Origin of the sequence: Deinococcus radiotolerans (genome assembly GCF_014647435.1) — a bacterium.
GTDB lineage: Bacteria > Deinococcota > Deinococci > Deinococcales > Deinococcaceae > Deinococcus > Deinococcus radiotolerans.
This window is the reverse complement of the sequence record NZ_BMPE01000002.1, coordinates 1-20428: the sequence shown is the minus strand read 5'-3', so window position 1 is coordinate 20428 and position 20428 is coordinate 1. Positions and strand designations below refer to the sequence as shown.

The window sequence follows — 20428 nt, the reverse complement described above, 5'->3', positions numbered from 1 at the left end:
TCCTCAAAATAAAGCCTTTTCTTTAATTGACTGGTACCAATTACGATTTTCTGCAAGAGTCTTTCCGTGCTTTCGATCATATTTTTTTGAAAAAACTAAATATTTATATACTGTCATTAAGAGAGCAATATCGAAGCCAACTTTACCATCACGCCAGCCCGATTTTCTCAAAAATCTATTGGGAAACTCTAAAATAATAGAAATGAATTCCTTAATTGAATTTTCGCGATTTTCTTTCAAAGATTCAAGATTAGTATAGCGATCTATTTTAGAAATAAAATGTGAAAGGTCATCATAGCTAAAGTGCATTATACAAACCCCATCACTAGATTTTATTCTGCCCACTATAGCATTAGCTTTTGGCTGAAAGAATTTATGCACTTCACCTGAAACATGCATAGCGTCTTTTTTAAACAACCTAATATGATAATCTTGTTCTGGGCCCCAGCCAGAAGCAGTAATCTTACGCCCCATCATATAATTTTGATAGGGCAGCTCAATAACATCGTATCTATACGAACTAATGGTATGCAAAATTTCAATTCCAAGTAGTGGACTTACAACTTCATCAGCGTCCAAAATCAGAACCCACTCCGAATATGATTTGCTAATGGCATACTCTCTAGCGGGGTCTGCATATCCGTAATCCTTCACACTATAAACTCTTGCACCCATTTTCGCACAGACTTCAATAGTACCGTCAACACTCTGCATATCTACTACGATAACATCACTACTTATAGCTAAAGCTGACTTCAAACATGATTCAATCCGCTCTGCCTCATTTTTAGCGATTATAACAACAGATATCATTGCTTACCCCTGAGAAGATTGAGAACTTTACGTATTCTAGTCCTACAGGTAAAAGTTATAAATATAACATGGGTAATTAATAAAATAAAGAGTATCAACAATAAGGGCACTAATTCCAATGAGGAGAAGCAAAAATTAAGTATCACAGCGAAGGCAAGCAGAGGAACCGCAGTTAGCCAAGCAGAGCCTATTGTTCTAAAGAAATTGCCGCGAATTTTACCTCGTACTATAAGGAATAGGAATATGTTTGTTAGCTGGATAACTAAGTTCGTTATTGCAAAACCGATTGGTCCCATATATTGTATTAGAATTAGACCTACGACCCAGCTCAAGATAGCCCATAAAACAGCGAACTTGATTTGAAGTTCATCACGTCCACTGGCCATGAGATAAGACATGCAAGGTACTGATGATGCTATGAACAAATTAGCCACCCAAAAGATATAAAAGGCATTCATTGATGCCAGCCACTGATCACCAAAGATATTTAAGACAATACTCTTTGAGAAAACAAGTAAGATTAGAGAAATCGGAGCAATAATAATATTGTTAAGCCATAGAATCTCTCTAAAGTTATGAGATTTATCATGCTCATCATTCATAGAACTAAAAATAGGAAAATAATACCTCTGCAAGATCGCCATGAACATTGCCGGATAAGTCGCAGCAGTTTGTGCCCAACTCATCTGTCCGTACATAGAAGAACCAAACCTACTGCCTATTATTATAGGCATCAAACTATCTTTTGAAATAGAAATTAATTGAGACGACTGATTTCTTATCCCAAAATAGAATAATCCCCATAATTTACGATCTAATCTTGAAATCCTAGGCAACGAGGGGTAGATAAATTGAGATACCAAGGCGCCCAAAATCGATCTTATCAAGAGAGAAAGGGGAAGATAAATCTCCAATTTATTAATTACCAATAGAATAGCGGTCGCAGCAAAAACCAAAGCTTGCAAAATCTCAATAATGGCGATGTTACTAAATTGTATACTTTTTTCCATTAATGCGGTAGGGACTGCCTGGAAAGAACCAATATAGATAGACAATATTCCAATAATTATTATAAATAATATTCTCTCATCAAATCTAAATATTAAAAATGAAATGGTCAGCATAATGGCCACTAAAGCTGCAATCGATATAACAATTAAATGATTGAAACTCGCAAATGAGCGGTAGTCAAATTTACTATCTGTTTTTATTATACCTGACACCAAATAGCTTCCAGAAAAAATCACACACAAAGATAATGTAAACAAAATCGCCACATAATAACCATATTCACTCACATTTAAGCTTCGTGCCATAAAAATTGTCATAAAAATATTTAATAATTGAATAATTCCCTGTCTAAAAATCATAAGGAATATTGGGTTAGAAATTTGCTTATAGTAAAGCATGGCATTTCTCATAATTCCTCAATTGTACGCAGCATCTAATAAGCGCCTTTGCCAGCTATAACCACTTTAACTGTTTGAATCAAAACTACGATATCCAACCAGGGCGTCCAATTAGTGATATAAAAATTATCCATACCTACCCTTTCATCGTAACTCGTATCACTCCTTCCATTAGCCTGCCAGTAACCAGTCATACCAGGTCGAATTTGTTTATACACGGCATAAATGTCACCGTACTTAGAAACTTCTCCCTGTACTATTGGCCTTGGCCCGACAAGACTCATCGTTCCAAGAAAGACATTCGCCAGCTGTGGAAGCTCGTCGAGGCTCGTTTTACGTAAAAATGCACCGACACGTGTAACCCGCGGATCATTTCTAAGTTTATGGGTTGCTTCAAACTCAGACCTTAGATTTGGATTTTCTTCTAATACAATCTTTAACTTATCCTCTGCATCACGATGCATACTACGGAATTTAAAACAGTCAAACATTTTACCATTTCTTCCAATTCGACGAGCACGATACACAGCTGGACCGGGACTATCAATCTTAATAGCAAGCGCAATAATCATCAATAAGGGCAAAACCATCAGACCACCGAAGATCGATCCAAAAAGGTCAATAGTTCGCTTTACAAATCTCGCCTGAACGCTACGTAGATTATTGCGCACCTCTAGGGTAGCAACGCTCCCGATGTTGTGAGGCTGTAGAGCCTGATTCGGAATGCCAAATAAATCAGGAATCACCCAAGTATGTGGAAAAGCCGCATAAGTACCATTAATAATTCTCTGTTGCGTTTCTGCGCGCGCTCCAGGAATAGAAACCAATGCCTGTTCTGTACGGGGATCAGTAATGGCCTGCTCAATCGATCCCACAATTGGAACGCCAAAAAGCGCCGTACCGTGTAATGTTTCGTTATCGTCGTAAGCAACAACAGGGTTAAGTCCGTAAGCAGGATGAGTGCGTAAGTGATGAATGGCAACTAATGCAGTTTGTCCGGCACCGATCACACTAATGGGCCGACCATATTGTCCAGCACGTATCAGTAATGCTCGAAATCCGTATCGTACGAACAAACTGAGGATAAGTAGTAGCGTCCAAATTAAAATGATGGCACCTATATTTGGCATCAGTCTCTGCAAGGCCAGACTCGCCGCAAGCTGCACAGCAACAACCTGAATCGTCCCTACGACATGTAAGCGCAACTCTTTTTGAGGAGATCTGCCATAGCCAGGATAAAGACCTTGATACGCACGCCAGGAAATCCATAGAGCACCCCAGACCAATGTAGCACGGGGCCCCTGTCCCAGAAAAAACTGCTCGGATAATAAGATTCGCAGAGACTCATATATAAAAAGCAGACTTACGGCATCACCGACAATCAATGCGATGCCTTGCGGCAAACCACTTAACGTCGGCAGTAACATAGCGGCCTTCCCTCTAAGACCCGATGGTGGATTCAGCACACCCATGTATCAAGCTCCTCTTTTTCGAGGACCGTATGAGTAACCGTACCCGTATCCCTGCGACTCCTGCGAGCTTGCAGAAACTTTATTCAAGATGAAACCTAAGATTGGCAGATTGGCATTCCGAGCGCGGCGGAGAGTCTGCTTCACTGCATTCAGGCTCGTCCGACCCTCTTCCACTACAATCAGCACTTGATCCACATGACGCCCTAAGACCAAACCGTCAGCTAGGGCTAGAAGGGGCGGACTATCGATCAGCATAAGATCGTAATTCTGACTCCAGCTCTTGAACACATCAGCCAAAGGTGCACGATTAAGCAGTCCCATGCTGTCTTGTATGCCAGGACCAGCCGGAAGAACGTGGACGCCAGGCTCAGCTTCAATGACCTGTACATTTTCCGGCGCTTTCAGAGCGTCTTGCAAAGTGCGGGCCCCACCCTCACCAACCAACTGCTTCCAAGTTCGACCGGTTTCGTATTTCTCCCAGACATCCTGCTGAGTTCCTCTACGCATGTCAGCGTCAATGATGAGGACTCGAAGCCCACTACTGGCCAAAGTATCGGCCAGGGTAGCGGTTAGGCTGCTCTTACCTTCACCTGGAGCCGTGGAGGAAATCATGACCCTCTGTCCGCTAGGCGCACCTAGACGGGTCAGGAGATTCACCCGCAGAAAGCCGAGCGCCTCATAGAGTCCAGCTTGACGGGCAGCACGGACAATTCCACCGAATACGACGTCGCGGCGGCGAATCTTGGGCACACTACCAAGAGTCGGCAAACCGAAGTTCAGGAGGTCGTCCTCCGTGCGGGCTGTCCGGTCCGTCAAAGTCCGTAGAGCTGCAACGCTAACGCCCAGCAAGAGCGTCAATAATCCAGTGAGGATGGCGTTCCGTGTGGGTTTCGGCGCCACACGTTCAAGGGGCTCAACCGCAGGCGACACCAGCTCCAAAGAGCCGGTTGCGCCTTTAGCCTGAATATCTGCTTGCGCCAAGGCCCGCTGGAGGCTGGAGCGGGAAGCCACCAATGTTTGTCGCTCTAGATCACTCTGCCCACCCTCTGACAGCTGGCGATCAATTTCAACAAGCTGAGCTTCCAGACTCTGCATAGCCCGGTCTATGCCACTCAGCGCACGCCCTCGGTCCCATTCCAACAGACTGCTCGCCGTCAAGTCGGCCAAGTACTTGGCAGCAGCTGGCGTTCCGGCGCGCGCCATAATGGAGTAAATTCCATTGCCGTTAAAGTCCAATTGGTTTTGGAGCTGGAGTGTTTTGACACTTCGGAGCTGCAACTCGCGCTGCAGAGTATCAGCCAGTTGAGATCTCAGCTCATTTGGTAATGTATCCTTCGCGCGCAGCTCAGCAATAATTCTCTCAAGAACAATCGGCCCATTGAGCGCCTCTTGTAGAGCACCTTCCGGGAGAGGAGGCGCAGTTACAACGTTGTCTCGCAGTCCACCTGCACTCATGTTGTTCCCAGTTGTAACCAGACTGGAGGACGCTTCAAATACGTCTGATTGTGAGCGTGACCAGAGAAACGCAGCAGCTGACACAGCTGCGGAACTTAGGAGGATCATGGGTAGCCGTCTACGCACTCCGCTCCAGAGGGCCGCAAGCTCTATCTCTTGTTCACCCTTTCCAATATGCTCTTGCGGCGGACGCTGTTGTTCCAGTGAAGGATAATTGGTCATGCGAATCGCTCCAGTTCGGGTTGGCTCTTCAATTGTTGTACAACTTTCTTGATGTCTTGCGTGCGGTCCTTACGAACCACAAGAGTCACTTCCCCTGCGCGGACCACCACGACGTCCTCCAGTCCAATAGTGGCAATCAGATCATCGCCGCTCGTCGTATAGAGTATGGCCCCACCCGTATCAAGACCGACATGACGGCCCACAGCCACATTTTCGCCTTCACCCTTGAGAAGACGTTCCAATGCGTTCCAGTCACCAAGATCATCCCAACCGAACTCAGCCGGGATAACGACTACATTGTCAGCTTTTTCCAAGATGGCGTAATCGATACTCGTCTTCGGCAGCGTAGGAAAAATCTGAGCAAGCTGGGCGTTGAAGGGACCGTGAGTCTGGAGTGCTGCAGTCAGTCGCTGGTATAACTCTGGCTGATATTGCTCAAATGCTTTCAGGATAGCGCTGACACCCCATACGAATATTCCACTATTCCAGCTGTAGAGACCGGTGTTTAGAAAAGCCTGTGCCGTTTCCGCATCTGGCTTTTCGGTGAAGCGTGTGACTCGGTAAGCCGGCAACCCTGCAGAGTTTTCGAGTGCAGCCCCCCGCTGTATATACCCGTAGCCTGTGGCGGGAAAATTGGGGGTAATACCAATAGTGACCAGATGCTGCGCCTCCTGCGCAAGGCGCACGGCTTGCCCAATCACTTCTGTAAATGTCCGGGTGTCAGCCACTCTATGGTCCGCGGGGAAGACACCCATGACGGCGTCCGGGCTTACCGCAGCGATTCTCAAAGCCGCGTACAGGATCGCTGCGGCCGTATCACGCGGAGCCGGTTCAATCAGGAGGTTTTCAAGCGCCAGCTCAGGCAACTGCTCCAGTACCTGCAACCGATGGTCATGTCCAGTAACGACCATCACCTGCGCATGGTCTGTGCATGCTGCCAGCCGATCCGCCGTTGCCTGCAGTAAGCTTCTACCCGAGTCATCCAAGTGCAGGAACTGCTTTGGCCGGTGCTTACGTGAAAGAGGCCAGAACCGTTCACCACTCCCCCCAGCGAGAATCACCGGAACGAAAACGTGTTGCTCTAAAGTAGTCATCGGCGCAGAAAACCTGTGGCTCTAGGGTGCGCCACTCCCTCATTGCTTAGGCGAGAACGGGCAGGGTGCAGCATCAGCTGATGATAAAGCAAGCCGTACAACTCAGCACGTGTTGTCCGCATGGCCGCTGACAGCTAAAGGTGAAGTCAGGTAGATGAGAGTATGTTCCCGCATACACTGATTGCGTGAAAGCAATTATTCCTGCGGCCGGGCTCGGCACGCGCCTGCGTCCCCTGACGTATACACGCCCCAAGCCAGTCCTGCGTGTGGCGGGGAGGCCAATCATCGGGCACGCAATCCAAACGCTGGTGCAGGCAGGTATTACAGAGATTGGCATTGTGGTGTCGGACATCACACGCTCGGAGATTCAGCATGCAATAGAGGGCACGCCTGGGGCGTCGGTTACCTTGATCAACCAGCATGAGCAGCTGGGGCTGGGGCACGCGGTGCTCACGGCGCGGGACTGGGTAGGGCAGGATGATTTCTGCGTGTACCTGGGAGATAACCTCTTCGAGCACGGCGCGGCCCCATTCATCCGGGCGTTCCTGCATGATCGTCCCAGTGCCCTGATTGCGCTTGTGGAGGTTCCTGACCCTACTGCCTTCGGTGTGGCGCAACTTGATGGCACCCGCATCACCCGCCTCATCGAGAAACCCAAGGATCCGTCCAGCAATCTGGCGGTGGCGGGCCTGTACTGTTTCACGCCTGACATCTTCGACATGCTGGACGGCATGCCGCCCTCCGCGCGTGGGGAGTATGAGATCACAGACGGTATCCAGCGGCTGATTGACGCGGGCTTACACGTTCAGGGGCAGGCTGTGCAGGGCTGGTGGAAGGACACGGGTCGTCCGGCCGACCTGCTGGATGCCAACCGGCTGCTGCTGGAGCAGCTGGAGGAAGACATTCAGGGGGAGGTCACCGAGTCGCATCTGTCCGGGCGGGTCGTCATTCCAGCGTCTGCCCGGGTCGTGCGCAGCAAGATCGTTGGTCCGGTCATGCTCGGCGAGGGCGTGCTGATTGAGGATGCCTATATCGGGCCGTTCACGAGTATCGGTGCGAATTCGGTGGTGCGTGGCGCTGAGGTGGAGCACAGCGTGGTGGACGAGGGGGCGCAGATCGAGCAGGTCAGTACTCGCCTTCAGGACTGCCTGATCGGCGTGCGGGCCCAGGTACGCGGAGGACGCACTCTGCCTCGTACGCACAAACTCACGATCAGTGACGCAAGCCTCGTGGAACTGGCCTGACCCTCGTGCACTGGCTGCCCTGCCAGGCGTTTTGCGGTGCGGGGCAGGGTTCTGTCAGCCGGGCGGGCCTATGATGGGGGCATGACGGATTCACCTCGGATTCACCTGGGTGCGCTGATGCGGTCCACGCTGGATGACGCGCAGGCAGAAGGGCACCTTGATCACCTCCAGTACGAGCAGGGCGGGCAGCTGCACACCCTGCGCTTTGCCTCCCCGGCGCCCTTCGAGGTGTCGGTGAACACGCTGGGCGGCTCGGAGATGTATCTACAGGGCTCCTTCGAGCCGGTGCTGATCATGGAGTGCGCCCGCTGCCTGCGCGACGTGGAGGTGCCTGTAGACGTGCAGTTAGGTACGCTGATGCGCTACGAGCCCTCGGCGGCCGAGCCGTACCTGGAGGAGGCCGATACCGGTGAGGAGGTGCTGGTGTTCGGCGATCCAAACCTGGACCTGAGTGCGTACCTGGCGGAGACGACGCTGCTGAGCGCGCCGCTGAGCGTGCTGCATGACGAGGCCTGTAAGGGGCTGTGTCAGGTGTGTGGTCATGACCTGAACGAGGGGCCGTGCGAGCACATGGCGCAGGTGCCGGTCGAGGAGATCGACGATGAGCTGGGCACCCCGGCGGGTTCGCTGCATGCGAAGCAGAATCCGTTCGCGTCGCTGGCGGACCTGAAGCTTCCGGAGGACTGACGTGCCGGAGCTCACGCACTTCCGGGACGGTCTGCCGCGCATGGTGGACGTTTCGGAGAAGGCCAGCACGGCCCGGGAGGCCACGGCGGAAGCCTGGGTGCTGCTGCCCCCGGAGGCCCGAGCGGCGCTGGAGGCGGGTACGAATCCGAAGGGTGATCCGCTGACGGTGGCGCGACTGGCGGGACTGGCGGGCTGCAAGCGCACGGCGGACCTGGTCACGCTGTGTCATCCGGTTCCGGTGTCGGGCGCGGAGGTGCGCGTGACGGTGGAGACCGCGGGCGTGTACGTGTGGGCGCGGGTGCGGACGACCGCGCCGACTGGCGTGGAGATGGAGGCCCTGACGGCCGTGACGGTGGCGGCGCTGAACGTGTACGACATGCTCAAGGCGGCCAGCAAGGCCATTGAGGTGACGGGCATTCGCCTGCTGGGGAAGTCTGGTGGGAAGAGCGGGGACTACACGGCGGATGACCGCGTGGCCCCGGGAACTTCTGGCGAAGGTTGACCGTAGAGAGACCGTATGGGCGTGGAGACTCTTCAACCAGGGGATGGGCGGGCGTGGCTGGAGCTGCTGCACCGCGAGGCGGACGGTGAACTGACCCCTGCCGAGGCCGAGCGGCTGCGCGCCCTGCCGCCGCAGGAGGTGCAGTGGCAGCGGGCGCGGCTGGCGCGGGTGCCGCTGGCCCTGCGCGCGGCGCCGGGTCCGCCGGGCAGTGTGGCGGCGGCCGTGGCGCGCGAGGTGTTCATCTCGGCCCGGCTGGTCTCCCCTGCCCTGCCGGGCTCGGTGGCGGCGGCCGTGGCGGCTGAGGTCGCGCTGGACACGCAGCTGGCCGGGTCAGCGGCCTTCCTCCCTTCGTCCCCGCCCCGCAGCGTGGCGGCGGCCGTCGTGCGGGACGTGCGCCTCGATCAGGCCCTGGCCCGGATGCCCGAGCTGCCCCGGAGCGTGGCGGCCGCCACCGCGCGTGAGGTCCGCCTGGGGGCGCAGCTGACGGCGCCGCCCCTGCCGCGCAGCGTGGCGGCGGCTGTCGTGCAGGACCTGCGCCTGCAGGAGGCTCTGGCACAGGGCGCGCCGCCCACGCCCAAACTGCCCGGCAGCGTCGCGGCTGCGGTGGCGAGCCGGGTGCGGCACACGCCGCCGGATCTGCTGTCGCCCGCCCCGGCCGCGGCGGCAGCGCTGATTGGCAACCGGCCGCGCAATCCGGCGCCCCTGATCATGGTGGTGTCCCTGCTTGTCGCGCTGACGGTGCTGGCTGTGTCCAGCGCCTGGCCAAACCTCGCGGCGGGCGCGCTGGTCCTGCAGACCCTGCTCGCGCAGGTGTCGCCCCTGGCGGGCGTGGGCCTGCTGCTGCTGCTGCTGACCAGTGCGGCCGTCACCTGGCGGCCCGCACCGGTGGCCCAGCGGTTCGGGGGGCTGGCGTTTGCCGTGAGTGCCGCGCTGACCCTGCCGGCGCTGTACGGGGTGGTCACGCACGGCAGTGTCACCTTCGGACGGGACGTGGTTGTGCACGGCACGGTGCCCGGCAACGTAATCGCGGCGGGTGGGAATGTGCGGCTGGCCTCCGACGCCCGGGTTCAGGGTGAGGTCGTGACGCTGCTGGGCGACATCCGCCGTGAGGCGGGCGCGACGGTAGGTGGGAATGTCACGGCGCTGCTGGGGCAGGTGCCTGGTGACGGCGCGGCGAGGCAGATTCAGGCACCCAGTGGCCTGGGTGCGGTGACCGCAGCGGCCTTCCGCCCAGTGCTGGGCTGGCTGGGCGGCGCGGCGTGGCCGCAGGTGTTTGTCGGGCTGACTGGTGGGGCGCTGCTGCTGCTGTTCGTGTCGGGGCTCGCGCCGCTGCTGGCGCGGCGGCAGCGCCACGCGCCGGTGCGGACGCTGGCGCTGGGGGTCCTGTCGCTGGCGGCGCTGCTGGGTCCGGCGGGTGGGTTGGCGCTGGCGGGGCTGCTGGGTCCAGCCCTGCTGGCGGCGGCGCTGGCGGTTCTGCTGATTGCTGTGGGCCTCAGTGTCAGTGCCTATGACGCGGGGCGCACGCTGGCGTACCGCGCGCACCTGCCGGTGCCGGACGCGGTGGGCGCCCTGGTGGGCCTAAGTGCCGTGGCGGCCAGTCTGAGTCTGCCGCCCCTGGCGTTTGCTCTGGCGCTGGTGGGCGGCACCTGGGGGGCGGGTACGCTGCTGCTGAGCCGCTCCGCGGGGAGTCCGGAGCTTCAGACCGCCTAAGAGATGAATGGAACAAGAAGCCCCCACCGTCACTGGTGGGGGTTATTGGCACTGAACGTCAGTTCAGGATGCGTTTGAGGTGCAGGTAGATCTCGTACCAGTCCTGCTTGTCGCGGGGACGTTTACCGCGCAGTTCGATGCGGGACAGGGTGCGGACCCAGTCGGGCGTGATCTGCGGGCCCAGGGTGGCGTCGGCGACTAAGTCGGCGAGGCCTTTGGGGAGCGCGCCCTCGGTGGACGCACCGTAGAACTCGACCCCTTCGAGCAGGTCGTGAACGGTGATGGCGTACGCGCCGGCCAGGGTCTGGAGGGTTTCCAGGCTGGGGTTGGTGCGGCCGCGTTCGAGGTCACTGAGGTACGGGACGCTGATCCCGGCGGTCTCGGCGACGTCTTTGAGCCGCAGCCCGCGTTCGCTGCGCAGTTCGCGGAGTCTTTCGTGCAGTTTCATGTTTCACCTCCTCGGCTGCGGCGTGGCCTCACGCCGGGTCCAGCCCGTATGGGGGCTGGGGGCGCGTGCCGCCTGGGGCTGGGTGTTCCTGCCGCAGGGTTTGCCTGTGGGCAGAATACGGGAGCCTTGGTTGGAGTGTAACACCGCCCCCCGCTACGGTCAAGACAGAATAAGGATTAACCCTTCTTGCCCTTCACGATCCCCTCTGCTAAGATCGTAATCACAAGAAGGATTCGCCCACAGCAGAATTTCACCCTGCTCGCCTCGCCGCCCACCGTGGGCGGGAAGGAGTCCCCCCATGCGCGCCCTGGACACCATCGCTGAAAGCATCCGCGTCGGCTACGCCCACCCCACCACCCTCCTGAACACCCTGATCGAGGTCGAGAACGAGGGCGGCCTGGGCGCCGTCCGCCGCGTCGAGCGCCAGCTGAACCTCAGTGTCCAGGCCCTGCGCGAACGCCAGCACCCCCACAGTGACCTCGCGCAGACCTGGCTGAACTCCGCCCGCGCGTACCTGGTCACGAACGCCCAGCGCCGCCAAGCCGTATAGGACACGTCAGACGAGAAGCGCCCCGACCTTCTGCTGGCCGGGGCGCTTCCGTTGCTGCCTCAACCCAGGTTGTAGATCTCGCCGTACTTGCGGGTCAGGTACGCCACGTACGGGTCGGCGCTCAGGGGCCGCCCGGTGGCCTGGACAGTCAGCTCGGCCGGGGTGAGGCTGCGGCCATGCTGGTGCACCCGCTCGACGAGCCACGCGCGTAGGGGACCATATTCAGCACGGTCAATCCCCGAGGCGACGTCGGCATCCTGTCGGGCGGCCTCCAGCAGCTGCACGCTCAGGAGATTCCCCAGCGTGTACGTCGGGAAGTACCCGATCAGACCCGCCGACCAGTGAATGTCCTGAAGCACACCCGACGCGTCGTCCGGCGGCGTGAGGCCCAGGTACGCCTGCATCTTCTCGTTCCAGGCCTCTGGCAGGTCGCGCACGCTGAGGCTCCCTTCCAGCAGCGCGAGTTCCAGTTCAAAGCGCAGCATCACGTGGAAGTTGTACGTGACTTCGTCGGCCTCCACGCGAATCAGGCTGGGCTGTACGCGGTTCACGGCGCGGTACAGCCCGGCAGCGTCCAGACCCGCCGTGACCTGCGGCGCGGCCTCCTGTAGCTGCGGGAAGTAGCGCTGCCAGAACGGCAGGCTGCGGCCCAGGAGGTTCTCGAACATCCGCGACTGGCTCTCGTGCACGCCCAGGCTCGCCCCGGCGGACACCGGGGTGCGCTCCCAGCGTTGGTGCACGCCGCGCTCGTACATGGCGTGCCCGGCCTCATGCCATGTGCCGAACAGGCACGCGGGCCAGTAGTCCTCCACACGGGTCGTGATGCGGATGTCGCTGCGGCTGAAGTTCGACTGGAACGGGTGCGCGCTCTCGTCCTGCCGGGCGAAGTCGCCGGTCAGGCCGAACGCCTCGCCCGCCACGCGCCACGCGAAGGCCTTCTGCGCCTCAGCGGGGAATGGGCGGGTCAGGACGCTGTAGTCCGCAGCGTCCCCGGCCGCACGGATCCGGTCCAGCAGCGGCAGCGTCCGGTCGCGCAGGTCCGCGAATACGGCCCTGACCTGAGTGGCGCGCATGCCGGGCTCGTAGTCATCAATCAGGGCGTCATAGGGATGATCATCAAAGCCCCGCAGGTCCGCCTGACGCCGCGCGAGGTCCATCATGCGCTCCAGGTACGGCGCGAAGCTGGCGAAGTCGCTGTGCTCGCGGGCGTGCACCCAGGCGTGGTGCGCCTCGTTCTGCGCGCGGGTGTGTTCCTCCACGAACGCCACGGGCAGGCGCGTGGCTTTCGCGTAATCGCGCCGCGCGACCCGCACGATGGCCGACTGCGTCTCGCCCTCAGGCTGAACGCCGTCCAGGAGTGCGCCGGTCTCGGGTGCGGTGAACAGGTCGTGCGCGAGACCGGCCAGGGTCGCCAGTTGCAGGCCACGCACGCGGGCTGCCTCTGGCGGCATGAAGGTTTCCTGCTCCCAGGACAGCAGGCCCGCGGCGGCACCCAGGTCATTGACCTGCCCCAGGCGGCGGCTCAGTTCAGTGAAGGTGGTCATCGACCCCAGGGTAATGTGCCCTGAGGGCAGATGCGCCATCTGGCGGAGGCGCGGGAGCCGTCACTGCCAGCGTTCGCGGTCCTCAGCCGACTCGCCCAGCAGCAGGGGCCGCACCTCGCCCAGCAGATACAGGCTGCCGCACACCAGGGCCTGCGGCGCGCGCAGGGCAGCCAGGGCATCCAGTGCCGCCTGGGGATTCTCCGTGACGGTCAGCGGCACCCCGGGGAAGAGGTCAGCCAGGTCAGCCGGATCGGCGGCGCGGGGGCTCAGCACCGCCCGAGTGAGGACCACCGCCGACGCCAGCGGGCGCAGGGCCGCCGCGACGCCCGCGAGGTCCTTGTCGCCCGCGCCACCGAACACCACGGGCAATCCCTCTACACCCAGAGCCCGCAGGGCCGCCGCAACCGCCTGCGCGCCTTCCGGATTGTGCGCGCCGTCCAGCAGCATGCGCGTGCCCCGCCAGGGAATGACCTCAAACCGACCGGGCCACTGCACGGCCCGCGCACCGGCCTGCACCGCCGCTGGACTCAGGCCCAGGCGCAGGGCTGCCAGCGCCGCCAGCCCCGCGTTCGCAGCCCCATGCGCACCCAGTAGCGGCGTGTGAACCGTCACGGTGCCGGATGGGCTGGCGACGGTCACCTCCGACCCGTCCCAGCCAAGCCCCTGCACGCGCAGTTCAGCTTCCTGGCCCAGTGCCCACAGGTCCGCCCCCTCAGCGCGCAGGATGGGCAGGAGGTCCAGGGCCACGCCCGTCACCGCCGGACGCCCGGCCCGCAGGATGCCGGCCTTCTCCCGCGCGATGGCCTCATGGGTATCCCCCAGCACCTCGGTGTGATCCAGGCCCACGTTCGTCAGGACGCTCAGGACCGGATCGAGGGCGTTCGTGGCGTCCAGCCGTCCCCCCAGGCCGACCTCCATCACGGCCACCTGCACCCCCGCCCGCCGGAATAGCAGTGCGCCAAGTGCCGTGATCACCTCGAAAAACGACGCGCCCACCTCCTCTGCCAGCGGCCTCATCTGCGCCAACGCGGCCGTGACCTCCGCCTCGGGCAGCTCTGCGCCGTCCACCACGAACCGCTCGGTGAACCGCGTCAGGTGCGGACTGGTAAACAGACCCGCCCGCACACCCCCCGCGCGGAGCATCGCCGCCAGGGACGCTGCCGTGGACCCCTTCCCGTTCGTACCGCCCACCAGGACCGTGCGGAACGCCCGCTGCGGCTCGCCCAGGCGTGACAGCAGCGCCTCAACCCGTCCCAGCCCAGGATGCATGCCAAACCGCTGCCGCGCGAATACCCACGCCAGATCACCCGATACGCCCGCATCGCTCATCCGCCCCAGCATAGGGCCAGAACGGCGCAGGTCAGAGGCCCGCTTCCACCTGGGACAGCGGGCCTCCAGCAACGCGGTGTTCAGCCCTGAGGCGCGAAGTACCCTTCTAGGGTCGGCACGATCTGCTTCTTCCGGCTGATTCGCCCACCCAGGTTCGCCACCTGGCCGTCCACGGCCGCACCGAAGGCCTCACGCAGTACCTTCTCCTCCGTGGCGCTCAGCACCAGCGTGCGGTTCGTCTCGTTCAGGATGTCCACCACGCTCAGCAGCACGCCGCTCAGGCCGTCCTGCGCCTTGGCCTGATCCATCGCCGCGAGCAGTTCCGCCTGACGCCCGAGCACGTACCCGGGGTTGGTGGTCTCGATCACGCCAATGCCCCAGCTGTGCGGGGCCACCGGGTCACCGAACGGGAACACCTTGTAATCCATGCGCAGCAGCGTGTCAGCCGGCGTATCCCCCAGGTCGCTCTTCGCGGCGAACATGGCCAGCGCGTACGCCTCCACATCCTCAATACCAGCTGCGGGCGCCAGGAACGCCACGGCGTCCCGGTCCTCCTGGGTGGTGGTAGGACTACGGAAATGCAGGGTGTCACTCAGGATCGCGCTGAGCATCAGCCGGGCGTCCAGCGGCTCCACGCTCAGCCCCGCCTCGCGGTGCAGCTTCAGCAGGATCGTCCCCGTGCATCCCACCGGCTCGAAGCGCAGGTACGGCGGCTGCGCCGTCGTCAGGTCGCCCAGCTTGTGGTGATCCACGACGCGCGTCACCATCAGCTCCGCGAGATTCGGCACGGACTGCGCACTCTCGTTGTGATCCACAAGCGCCACTGCCGACCCGGCAGGCAGTTCAGGTAGCAGCGCAGGCGCCTCCATGCCTGCCTCACGCAGCACGAACGCCGTCTCAAAGTTCAGGTTCCCCAGGCGGTACGCGGTCGCGTCCACACCCTGCCGCGTGAGCAAACGGGCGTACACCAGCGCGGCCGTGATGGCATCAGTATCGGGATTCAGGTGGCCGAAAACAGCAAGCATGAGTCGATTCTAACCACTCAACGCTTCAGGAGGCCCGACCTGAACGCACAAGGAGTAAAGAAGAACCCCCCGCACAGGGCGGGGAGTTCATTCAGCTGGTGAACTTTAGAAGTTGACCTTGTAGTTGATCTTGAAGACGGAGCCCTTGGCGCTCTGGGCAGCGTCAGCACCGGTCGTCGCGCCGTTGATGGCGCTCAGGCCCATCGTGCCGTAGCCGTAGCCGAAGCTGAGGTCGTAGTAGTTCGCTTCGACGTACACCAGGTTCTGGCTGATGGTCGAGCCCGTATTGGCGTCGCTGAAGCCGCCAGCGGTACCGCCCACGAAGTGCTTGTACACGCGGTTGGTGCCGGTGTAGCCCGCGTAGTACACGGCCAGTTTGGTGTTGGGGAGCAGGAACTCGTTCAGCTTGACGCCCACGCGGTAGGTGACGTCAGAAGCAGTGTAGTTGCTGGCAGCCGTGGTGGAGTCGTAGCTCTTGCTGTAGGCCTTCACGTAGGCCTCGAAGCTGGGCTTGAACACGGTGTTCAAGGTATCGGTCTTCACGTCGACCGTACCGTTGAACCTCGTGGTGTTGGGCACGCCAGCGTTGCGGTCATTCGTGCCGAAGTTGCTGGTCTCGAAGCCGCCGCTGACCTTGACGTTGGCAACGCCCACCTTGGTGTTGTACGCCGCGTTGCCGTAGATCACTTGGTTGGTGTAGCCGGTGTCAGCGGTACGGTAGCGGGCAGCGTAGCCCAGGGTCAGGTCGAGGTTAGGGACCAGCGCGTCGGCAGCCTTGCCGTCGTGCTTGACCTCGACGCCGAACTGGGTGTAGCAGGTGCTGTCGCCGCAGCTGGCAGTGTCGAGCTCGTTGGTGTTCAGGCCGAACACGTTGCTGTCATGGTACAGACCGTTGGAGAACAGGCCACTGTCGCTGTTGGCGATCGCACCGTTGATGGCCACGTGGTCGTAGTACGCACCGACGCTGAAGCCGCGGGGCAGGCTGACGTCGCCGCGGACGTTGTAGCGCACGCCGTTCAGGCCACGGTATGCAGCAGCAACAGGCGCCGTGGTTCCGGCCAGGTACTCGTAGTAGCCGCCGCGCACAGTGACCAAGTTGAACAGGCTGAGTTTGCCAGTCACGCCACGGTCCACGATGGCGCTGGTTTCGTTGGCAGTGTTCAGGGGGCTGGCGCCGTAGTTAACGCCGTTGTCCCAGTAGCCGCCCACAGAAACAGGCCCCAGGGTAGTCTTGGCCTTGACGCCAAAGCCCGTGCGACCATTGACATAGGGAGCGGTGCTGCCGTTGGTGGTGTCGGTGGGATTGGCTTCCATGATGCCAGCGGTGGCGTCGTAGCCCGCGCTAACGGAGCGGTAGTTGAGGGTATACACCTTGACAGGGCCCAGGGTGCCACTGGTCTTGGCATAGAAAGCAGATTCCTGCCTCGTGCCGTTGGCTGTGACGGTAGGCGCAGAGCCTGCAGTCGCACCGGGGGTGTACGTGGTGCTCGTGACGCGGCTGGTCGCGTATTCGCTGTCCAACTGCCAGCCAGCCACAGTGCCGTGCAGATCCGCACCGAAGGCCGTAACGTCGTTGTTCACCGTGTTGGCGACGCCAGCAACAGCCTCATTTACGGCGGTGCTGGGGTTATCAGCAACGCCAGTGGCAATTTGGGTAGCCACGGCGCCAGCGTAAGCGTCCGCCCCTTCCTGCAGGACGTGGATGCCGGCTTTCAGGGTGCCCACGGGGGTGATCGTTGCACGGATGCCGCGGTAGTACAGGCCGTCGCCGTTGGCACCGCCTTTGCTGCCGTACACGCCGGTCAGGGTGGGCTTGTAGGCGCCCAGCACGGGCAGGTTGCTGCCGTCGACATTGACGATGTATCCATCGCCGCGGCCGTTGAGGTCGTTGTCACCGATGTAATCGGCGAATTTGAACTTCAGGTTCTTGCCGAAGGTGACGGTTACGGGGGTGTTGCCAACCGTGAAGCTGGTGGTGGCGTTGTTGAAGTAGAAGAACAGGGGGGTGTAGACGTTGCCGTCGGTCCCGGTCACGCTGGGGTACTTGGCCAGATCGCCAGCACTCACGGTGCCGTCAGTGGGAAGACCAGCGCGGATGCCGAAGTTAATGTCAACAGCGTTGACGTTCAGGCCGCCAGGGCCGGGCACGTAGGCGCCGGTGCTGGCGCTGGTGGTCGCGCCGAGCTTGCTGCTGTTGCCGAAGGTGATACCGAAGTTAATGCTGGTGTTCCCTTCGCGGTACACGGCGCCGCTGGGCAGGTTGCCTGCGCCGCTGAAGCCGTAGTAGTTAGAACGAGCAGCAGCAATAGTAGTGGCATCCGTCGTATTGACGTCGCCAACCAGAATGCGACCGCCAGTCATGTCGAGCCAATCAACAGCGGTGTCAGCCGTATCGGGGTCGCCGTCAACGCCAGTGCTGAACACGGTACCGGGGATCAGGCGGTCAAAGTCCATGTTGCGCTCGCTGCGTGCCACGTAGTAGGTCGCGCTGAGGGTGGGCTTGATGCTGAAGGCATACTTCTCGAGCTGGGCCACGCGGTTGTCGAGGTTGGTGACCTTGGTTTCCACGGTGGTGACGCGGCCGTTCAGGGCGTCGAAGTCGGCGCGGGCGACCAGGTCGGCCTGGGCGGCTTCGACGGCGCTGACGCGGTCCTGGAGGTTCAGGATGTCCTGGTTCAGGAGGACGGTCAGGTCGTTCAGAGCGGCGATCTGGCTGGCGTTGTCGTCAACGTCGGCACGCAGGGTGTCGTAGTCGTCGGCGCGGGCGGTCAGGTCGTCGATCTGGCTGGTGAGGCCGGCGAGGGCTTCGGCGTCGCCGCTGGCGGCGGCGAGCATCTCGACGCGCTCTTCAAGGCGGGCGAAGTCGTCCTGGCTGACGGCGTTCTCTTCGAGGTCGCTGACGCGGACGCCGAGGGCGGCGAGGTCGGCGGCGAGTTCCTGGATCGCGTTCTGCAGCGCGGTCAGGGTCTCTTCGTCGATGTTGGTGGTGCTGACTTCACCGACGTTGATCTGGTCGAGGAGGCGGGCGATAATGACGGCCGCTTCGTAGCGGGTCAGGTTCTGCGTGCCGCGGAAGGTGCCATCGGGGTAGCCGAGGAGGATGCCCTTGGAGACCAGCAAGTCGATGGCGTCCTTGGCCCAGTGACCGGCGGGGACGTCGGTCAGCGCGGGCACCTGGGGTGCGGCGGGTGCCGTCTGAGCGGCAGCGACGCCGAAGGACAGCGCGGCGGTGAGAACGAGCAGGCTTTTCTTCATATGAACCCCCAAAAGGTCGTCGCGCGGCGGAGCACGTTCTCGGCTCTTAAGGTGACGGTGGGGCGAGTTGCCGGGTTTCCTCTCCCAGTGCTGTTCGCCGTTCCGGTGTCCTTCGCGCAACCTGACATTCTTTGCCTATCGGTTCAGACGTGTCAGATCAGGCGGATGATACAGGGATGAAAGAGAGCGGGTCAACCCTGAGAATGGCCTAAAAGCGCGATTTTATCGTACATGACGCTTGTCTGATGGGACCATAAAGATTCCGCGAAGACCGCTCAGTTTGCTTTTCCTCCGCAGAGCACGTCAAAATCGGGCTTTTCGGACTGGTTATTGCCGTCCCAGCGCCAAGCTGCGCTCGAACCATGCCGGCACCGTACCGCGGAAGTACCGTTGGGCCCACTCAGACGCCCACTCGGCGAATGTCCCGGCCTCAATGGCTGTGCGGGCGCGTTCCATGAGGCGGTGCAGGTAGCGCAGGTTGTGCAAGGACAACATGCGCGGCCCCAGCATCTCCTCAGCGCGTACAAGGTGCGCCAGGTACGCCCGCGTGTAGTTTCGGCATGCGTAACAATCGCAGCTGAAGTCCAGCGGCTCCAGGGACTTACGGGGCGCGCTGGAGTTCATGTTTAGGCGTCCATCATCCGTAAGGGCGTACCCGAATCGGCCCGTACGTGTGGGATACACACAATCGAACATGTCCACACCCAGAGCCACGCCCGCCACCAGATCCTCCGGGTGGCCCACGCCCATCAGGTACCGCGGCTTGCCCTCGGGAAGACGCTCCGCTGTGAAGGCCACCGCTGGATACATCTCCTCCTTCGGCTCGCCCACTGCCAGGCCGCCTAGTGCGAAGCCGGGCGTTTCGTAAGGCAAGGTCAACTCGAGGCTGCGCTGCCTCAGGTCTTCATGCACGCCGCCCTGCACAATTGCAAAGAGTGCCTGCTCTGGCTTCGATTTCACAGCAAGGCAGCGCGCCAACCAGCGCTCGGTGCGTTCCAGGCTGCGCAGAATGTAATCCCGCTCGGCCGGGTATGGCGGGCACTCGTCAAAGGCCATGATGATGTCGGCCCCCAGTGCCTCCTGAACCTGAATACTGCGCTCGGGCGTGAGATCCACCAGACTGCCATCAAGGTGGCTCTTGAACACTACGCCCTCCTCTGTGATCTTGCGCATATGCCCCAAGCTCATGACCTGGAAGCCGCCTGAGTCCGTCAGGAAGGGACCAGGATAGGCTGTGAAGCCTGGTAGGCCACCGTGAGCAGCAACCATGGCTTCTCCTGGTCTCAGCATCAGGTGGTAGGTGTTCCCTAGGATCATCTGCGAACCGATGTCCAGCAGTTCCTGAGGGCTGATCCCCTTGACAGTACCCTGGGTCCCCACTGGCATGAACATGGGCGTCGTGACTGTCCCACGTGGCGTGTGAAACTGAGCTACACGGGCCCGACCGTCACGGTGTTGAATCTCGAACTCAAACATCCCTCTATTGTGCAGTAGAGAGTTCCACAAACGTGGGCGAAGAGACCGAGATATGGATGGCCTTAAAGGTACTGAAGATGAGCATCTGTAGCGATACCTTGACACCACTACCTTGTATCTAAGGCCAAAAAAAGCCCCCACCTGTAGGGTGGGGGCCATACATGGAGCGGGAGACGAGATTCGAACTCGCGAC

General features: G+C 60.0%; 16 protein-coding genes. 5 read left to right on the top strand and 11 right to left on the bottom strand.

Features of this window, described 5'->3' with window-relative positions:
- Window positions 1–3: 3 nt before the first annotated feature.
- From IEY63_RS06015 to IEY63_RS05995, 5 genes are read right to left on the bottom strand one after another with little or no spacing between them, the layout of a single operon-like run.
- Complete coding sequence (locus IEY63_RS06015; protein WP_189068106.1) at window positions 4–813, bottom strand: glycosyltransferase family 2 protein; 810 nt, start codon at window positions 811–813, stop codon at window positions 4–6.
- On the bottom strand, window positions 810–2234 hold the full coding sequence (locus IEY63_RS06010; protein ID WP_189068105.1) for an oligosaccharide flippase family protein: 1425 nt from the start codon (window positions 2232–2234) through the stop codon (window positions 810–812). Before IEY63_RS06010 ends, IEY63_RS06015 begins: the two co-directional genes overlap by 4 nt.
- A 23-nt stretch (window positions 2235–2257) precedes the next feature.
- Complete coding sequence (gene wbaP / locus IEY63_RS06005) at window positions 2258–3649, bottom strand: undecaprenyl-phosphate galactose phosphotransferase WbaP (RefSeq protein ID WP_229784520.1); 1392 nt, start codon at window positions 3647–3649, stop codon at window positions 2258–2260.
- 48 nt (window positions 3650–3697) lie between these two features.
- On the bottom strand, window positions 3698–5371 hold the full coding sequence (locus tag IEY63_RS06000; protein ID WP_189068103.1) for a tyrosine-protein kinase family protein: 1674 nt from the start codon (window positions 5369–5371) through the stop codon (window positions 3698–3700).
- The gene (locus IEY63_RS05995; protein WP_189068102.1) at window positions 5368–6465 is read right to left on the bottom strand and encodes a mannose-1-phosphate guanylyltransferase; all 1098 of its coding nucleotides are present in this window, start codon (window positions 6463–6465) and stop codon (window positions 5368–5370) included. Before IEY63_RS05995 ends, IEY63_RS06000 begins: the two co-directional genes overlap by 4 nt.
- Window positions 6466–6650: 185 nt before the next feature.
- Between IEY63_RS05995 and IEY63_RS05990 the strand changes: the two genes are divergently transcribed.
- The 4 genes from IEY63_RS05990 to IEY63_RS05975 all read left to right on the top strand — a co-directional run bounded on the left by IEY63_RS05990 (window position 6651) and on the right by IEY63_RS05975 (window position 10608).
- Window positions 6651–7709, top strand: a complete 1059-nt coding sequence (locus tag IEY63_RS05990) for a glucose-1-phosphate thymidylyltransferase (protein WP_189068101.1) — start codon at window positions 6651–6653, stop codon at window positions 7707–7709.
- 81 nt (window positions 7710–7790) lie between these two features.
- Window positions 7791–8396, top strand: coding sequence for a DUF177 domain-containing protein (locus IEY63_RS05985; protein WP_189068100.1), 606 nt, complete (start codon window positions 7791–7793; stop codon window positions 8394–8396).
- A 1-nt stretch (window position 8397) separates the two neighbouring features.
- Window positions 8398–8898: a cyclic pyranopterin monophosphate synthase MoaC gene (gene moaC / locus IEY63_RS05980; RefSeq protein WP_268239645.1), complete on the top strand. Its 501-nt coding sequence runs from the start codon at window positions 8398–8400 to the stop codon at window positions 8896–8898.
- Window positions 8899–8913: 15 nt separating this feature from the next.
- Complete coding sequence (locus IEY63_RS05975) at window positions 8914–10608, top strand: polymer-forming cytoskeletal protein (protein WP_189068099.1); 1695 nt, start codon at window positions 8914–8916, stop codon at window positions 10606–10608.
- Between the two features lie 58 nt (window positions 10609–10666).
- Here IEY63_RS05975 and IEY63_RS05970 read toward each other — a convergent pair whose 3' ends face one another.
- Entirely contained in the window at window positions 10667–11056 is a 390-nt protein-coding gene (locus tag IEY63_RS05970; RefSeq protein WP_189068098.1) for a helix-turn-helix domain-containing protein, read from the bottom strand.
- A gap of 298 nt (window positions 11057–11354) precedes the next feature.
- Here IEY63_RS05970 and IEY63_RS05965 point away from each other — a divergent pair, with 298 nt between their 5' ends.
- On the top strand, window positions 11355–11606 hold the full coding sequence (locus IEY63_RS05965; protein WP_046843587.1) for a hypothetical protein: 252 nt from the start codon (window positions 11355–11357) through the stop codon (window positions 11604–11606).
- A gap of 59 nt (window positions 11607–11665) precedes the next feature.
- Here IEY63_RS05965 and IEY63_RS05960 read toward each other — a convergent pair whose 3' ends face one another.
- The 5 genes from IEY63_RS05960 to tgt form a co-directional block, all read right to left on the bottom strand.
- Window positions 11666–13150 carry a carboxypeptidase M32 gene (locus IEY63_RS05960; protein ID WP_189068097.1) on the bottom strand — a complete coding sequence of 495 codons (1485 nt, stop codon included), beginning with the start codon at window positions 13148–13150 and terminating at the stop codon, window positions 11666–11668.
- Window positions 13151–13210: 60 nt separating this feature from the next.
- The gene (locus tag IEY63_RS05955; RefSeq protein ID WP_229784518.1) at window positions 13211–14479 is read right to left on the bottom strand and encodes a bifunctional folylpolyglutamate synthase/dihydrofolate synthase; all 1269 of its coding nucleotides are present in this window, start codon (window positions 14477–14479) and stop codon (window positions 13211–13213) included.
- An 80-nt stretch (window positions 14480–14559) separates the two neighbouring features.
- Complete coding sequence (locus IEY63_RS05950; protein WP_189068096.1) at window positions 14560–15504, bottom strand: manganese-dependent inorganic pyrophosphatase; 945 nt, start codon at window positions 15502–15504, stop codon at window positions 14560–14562.
- Between the two features lie 105 nt (window positions 15505–15609).
- A complete protein-coding gene (locus tag IEY63_RS05945) occupies window positions 15610–18759 on the bottom strand; it encodes an S-layer homology domain-containing protein (protein ID WP_189068095.1) in 3150 nt (1049 codons plus the stop codon).
- A 327-nt stretch (window positions 18760–19086) separates the two neighbouring features.
- Complete coding sequence (gene tgt / locus IEY63_RS05940; RefSeq protein ID WP_189068094.1) at window positions 19087–20235, bottom strand: tRNA guanosine(34) transglycosylase Tgt; 1149 nt, start codon at window positions 20233–20235, stop codon at window positions 19087–19089.
- Window positions 20236–20428: the final 193 nt, after the last annotated feature.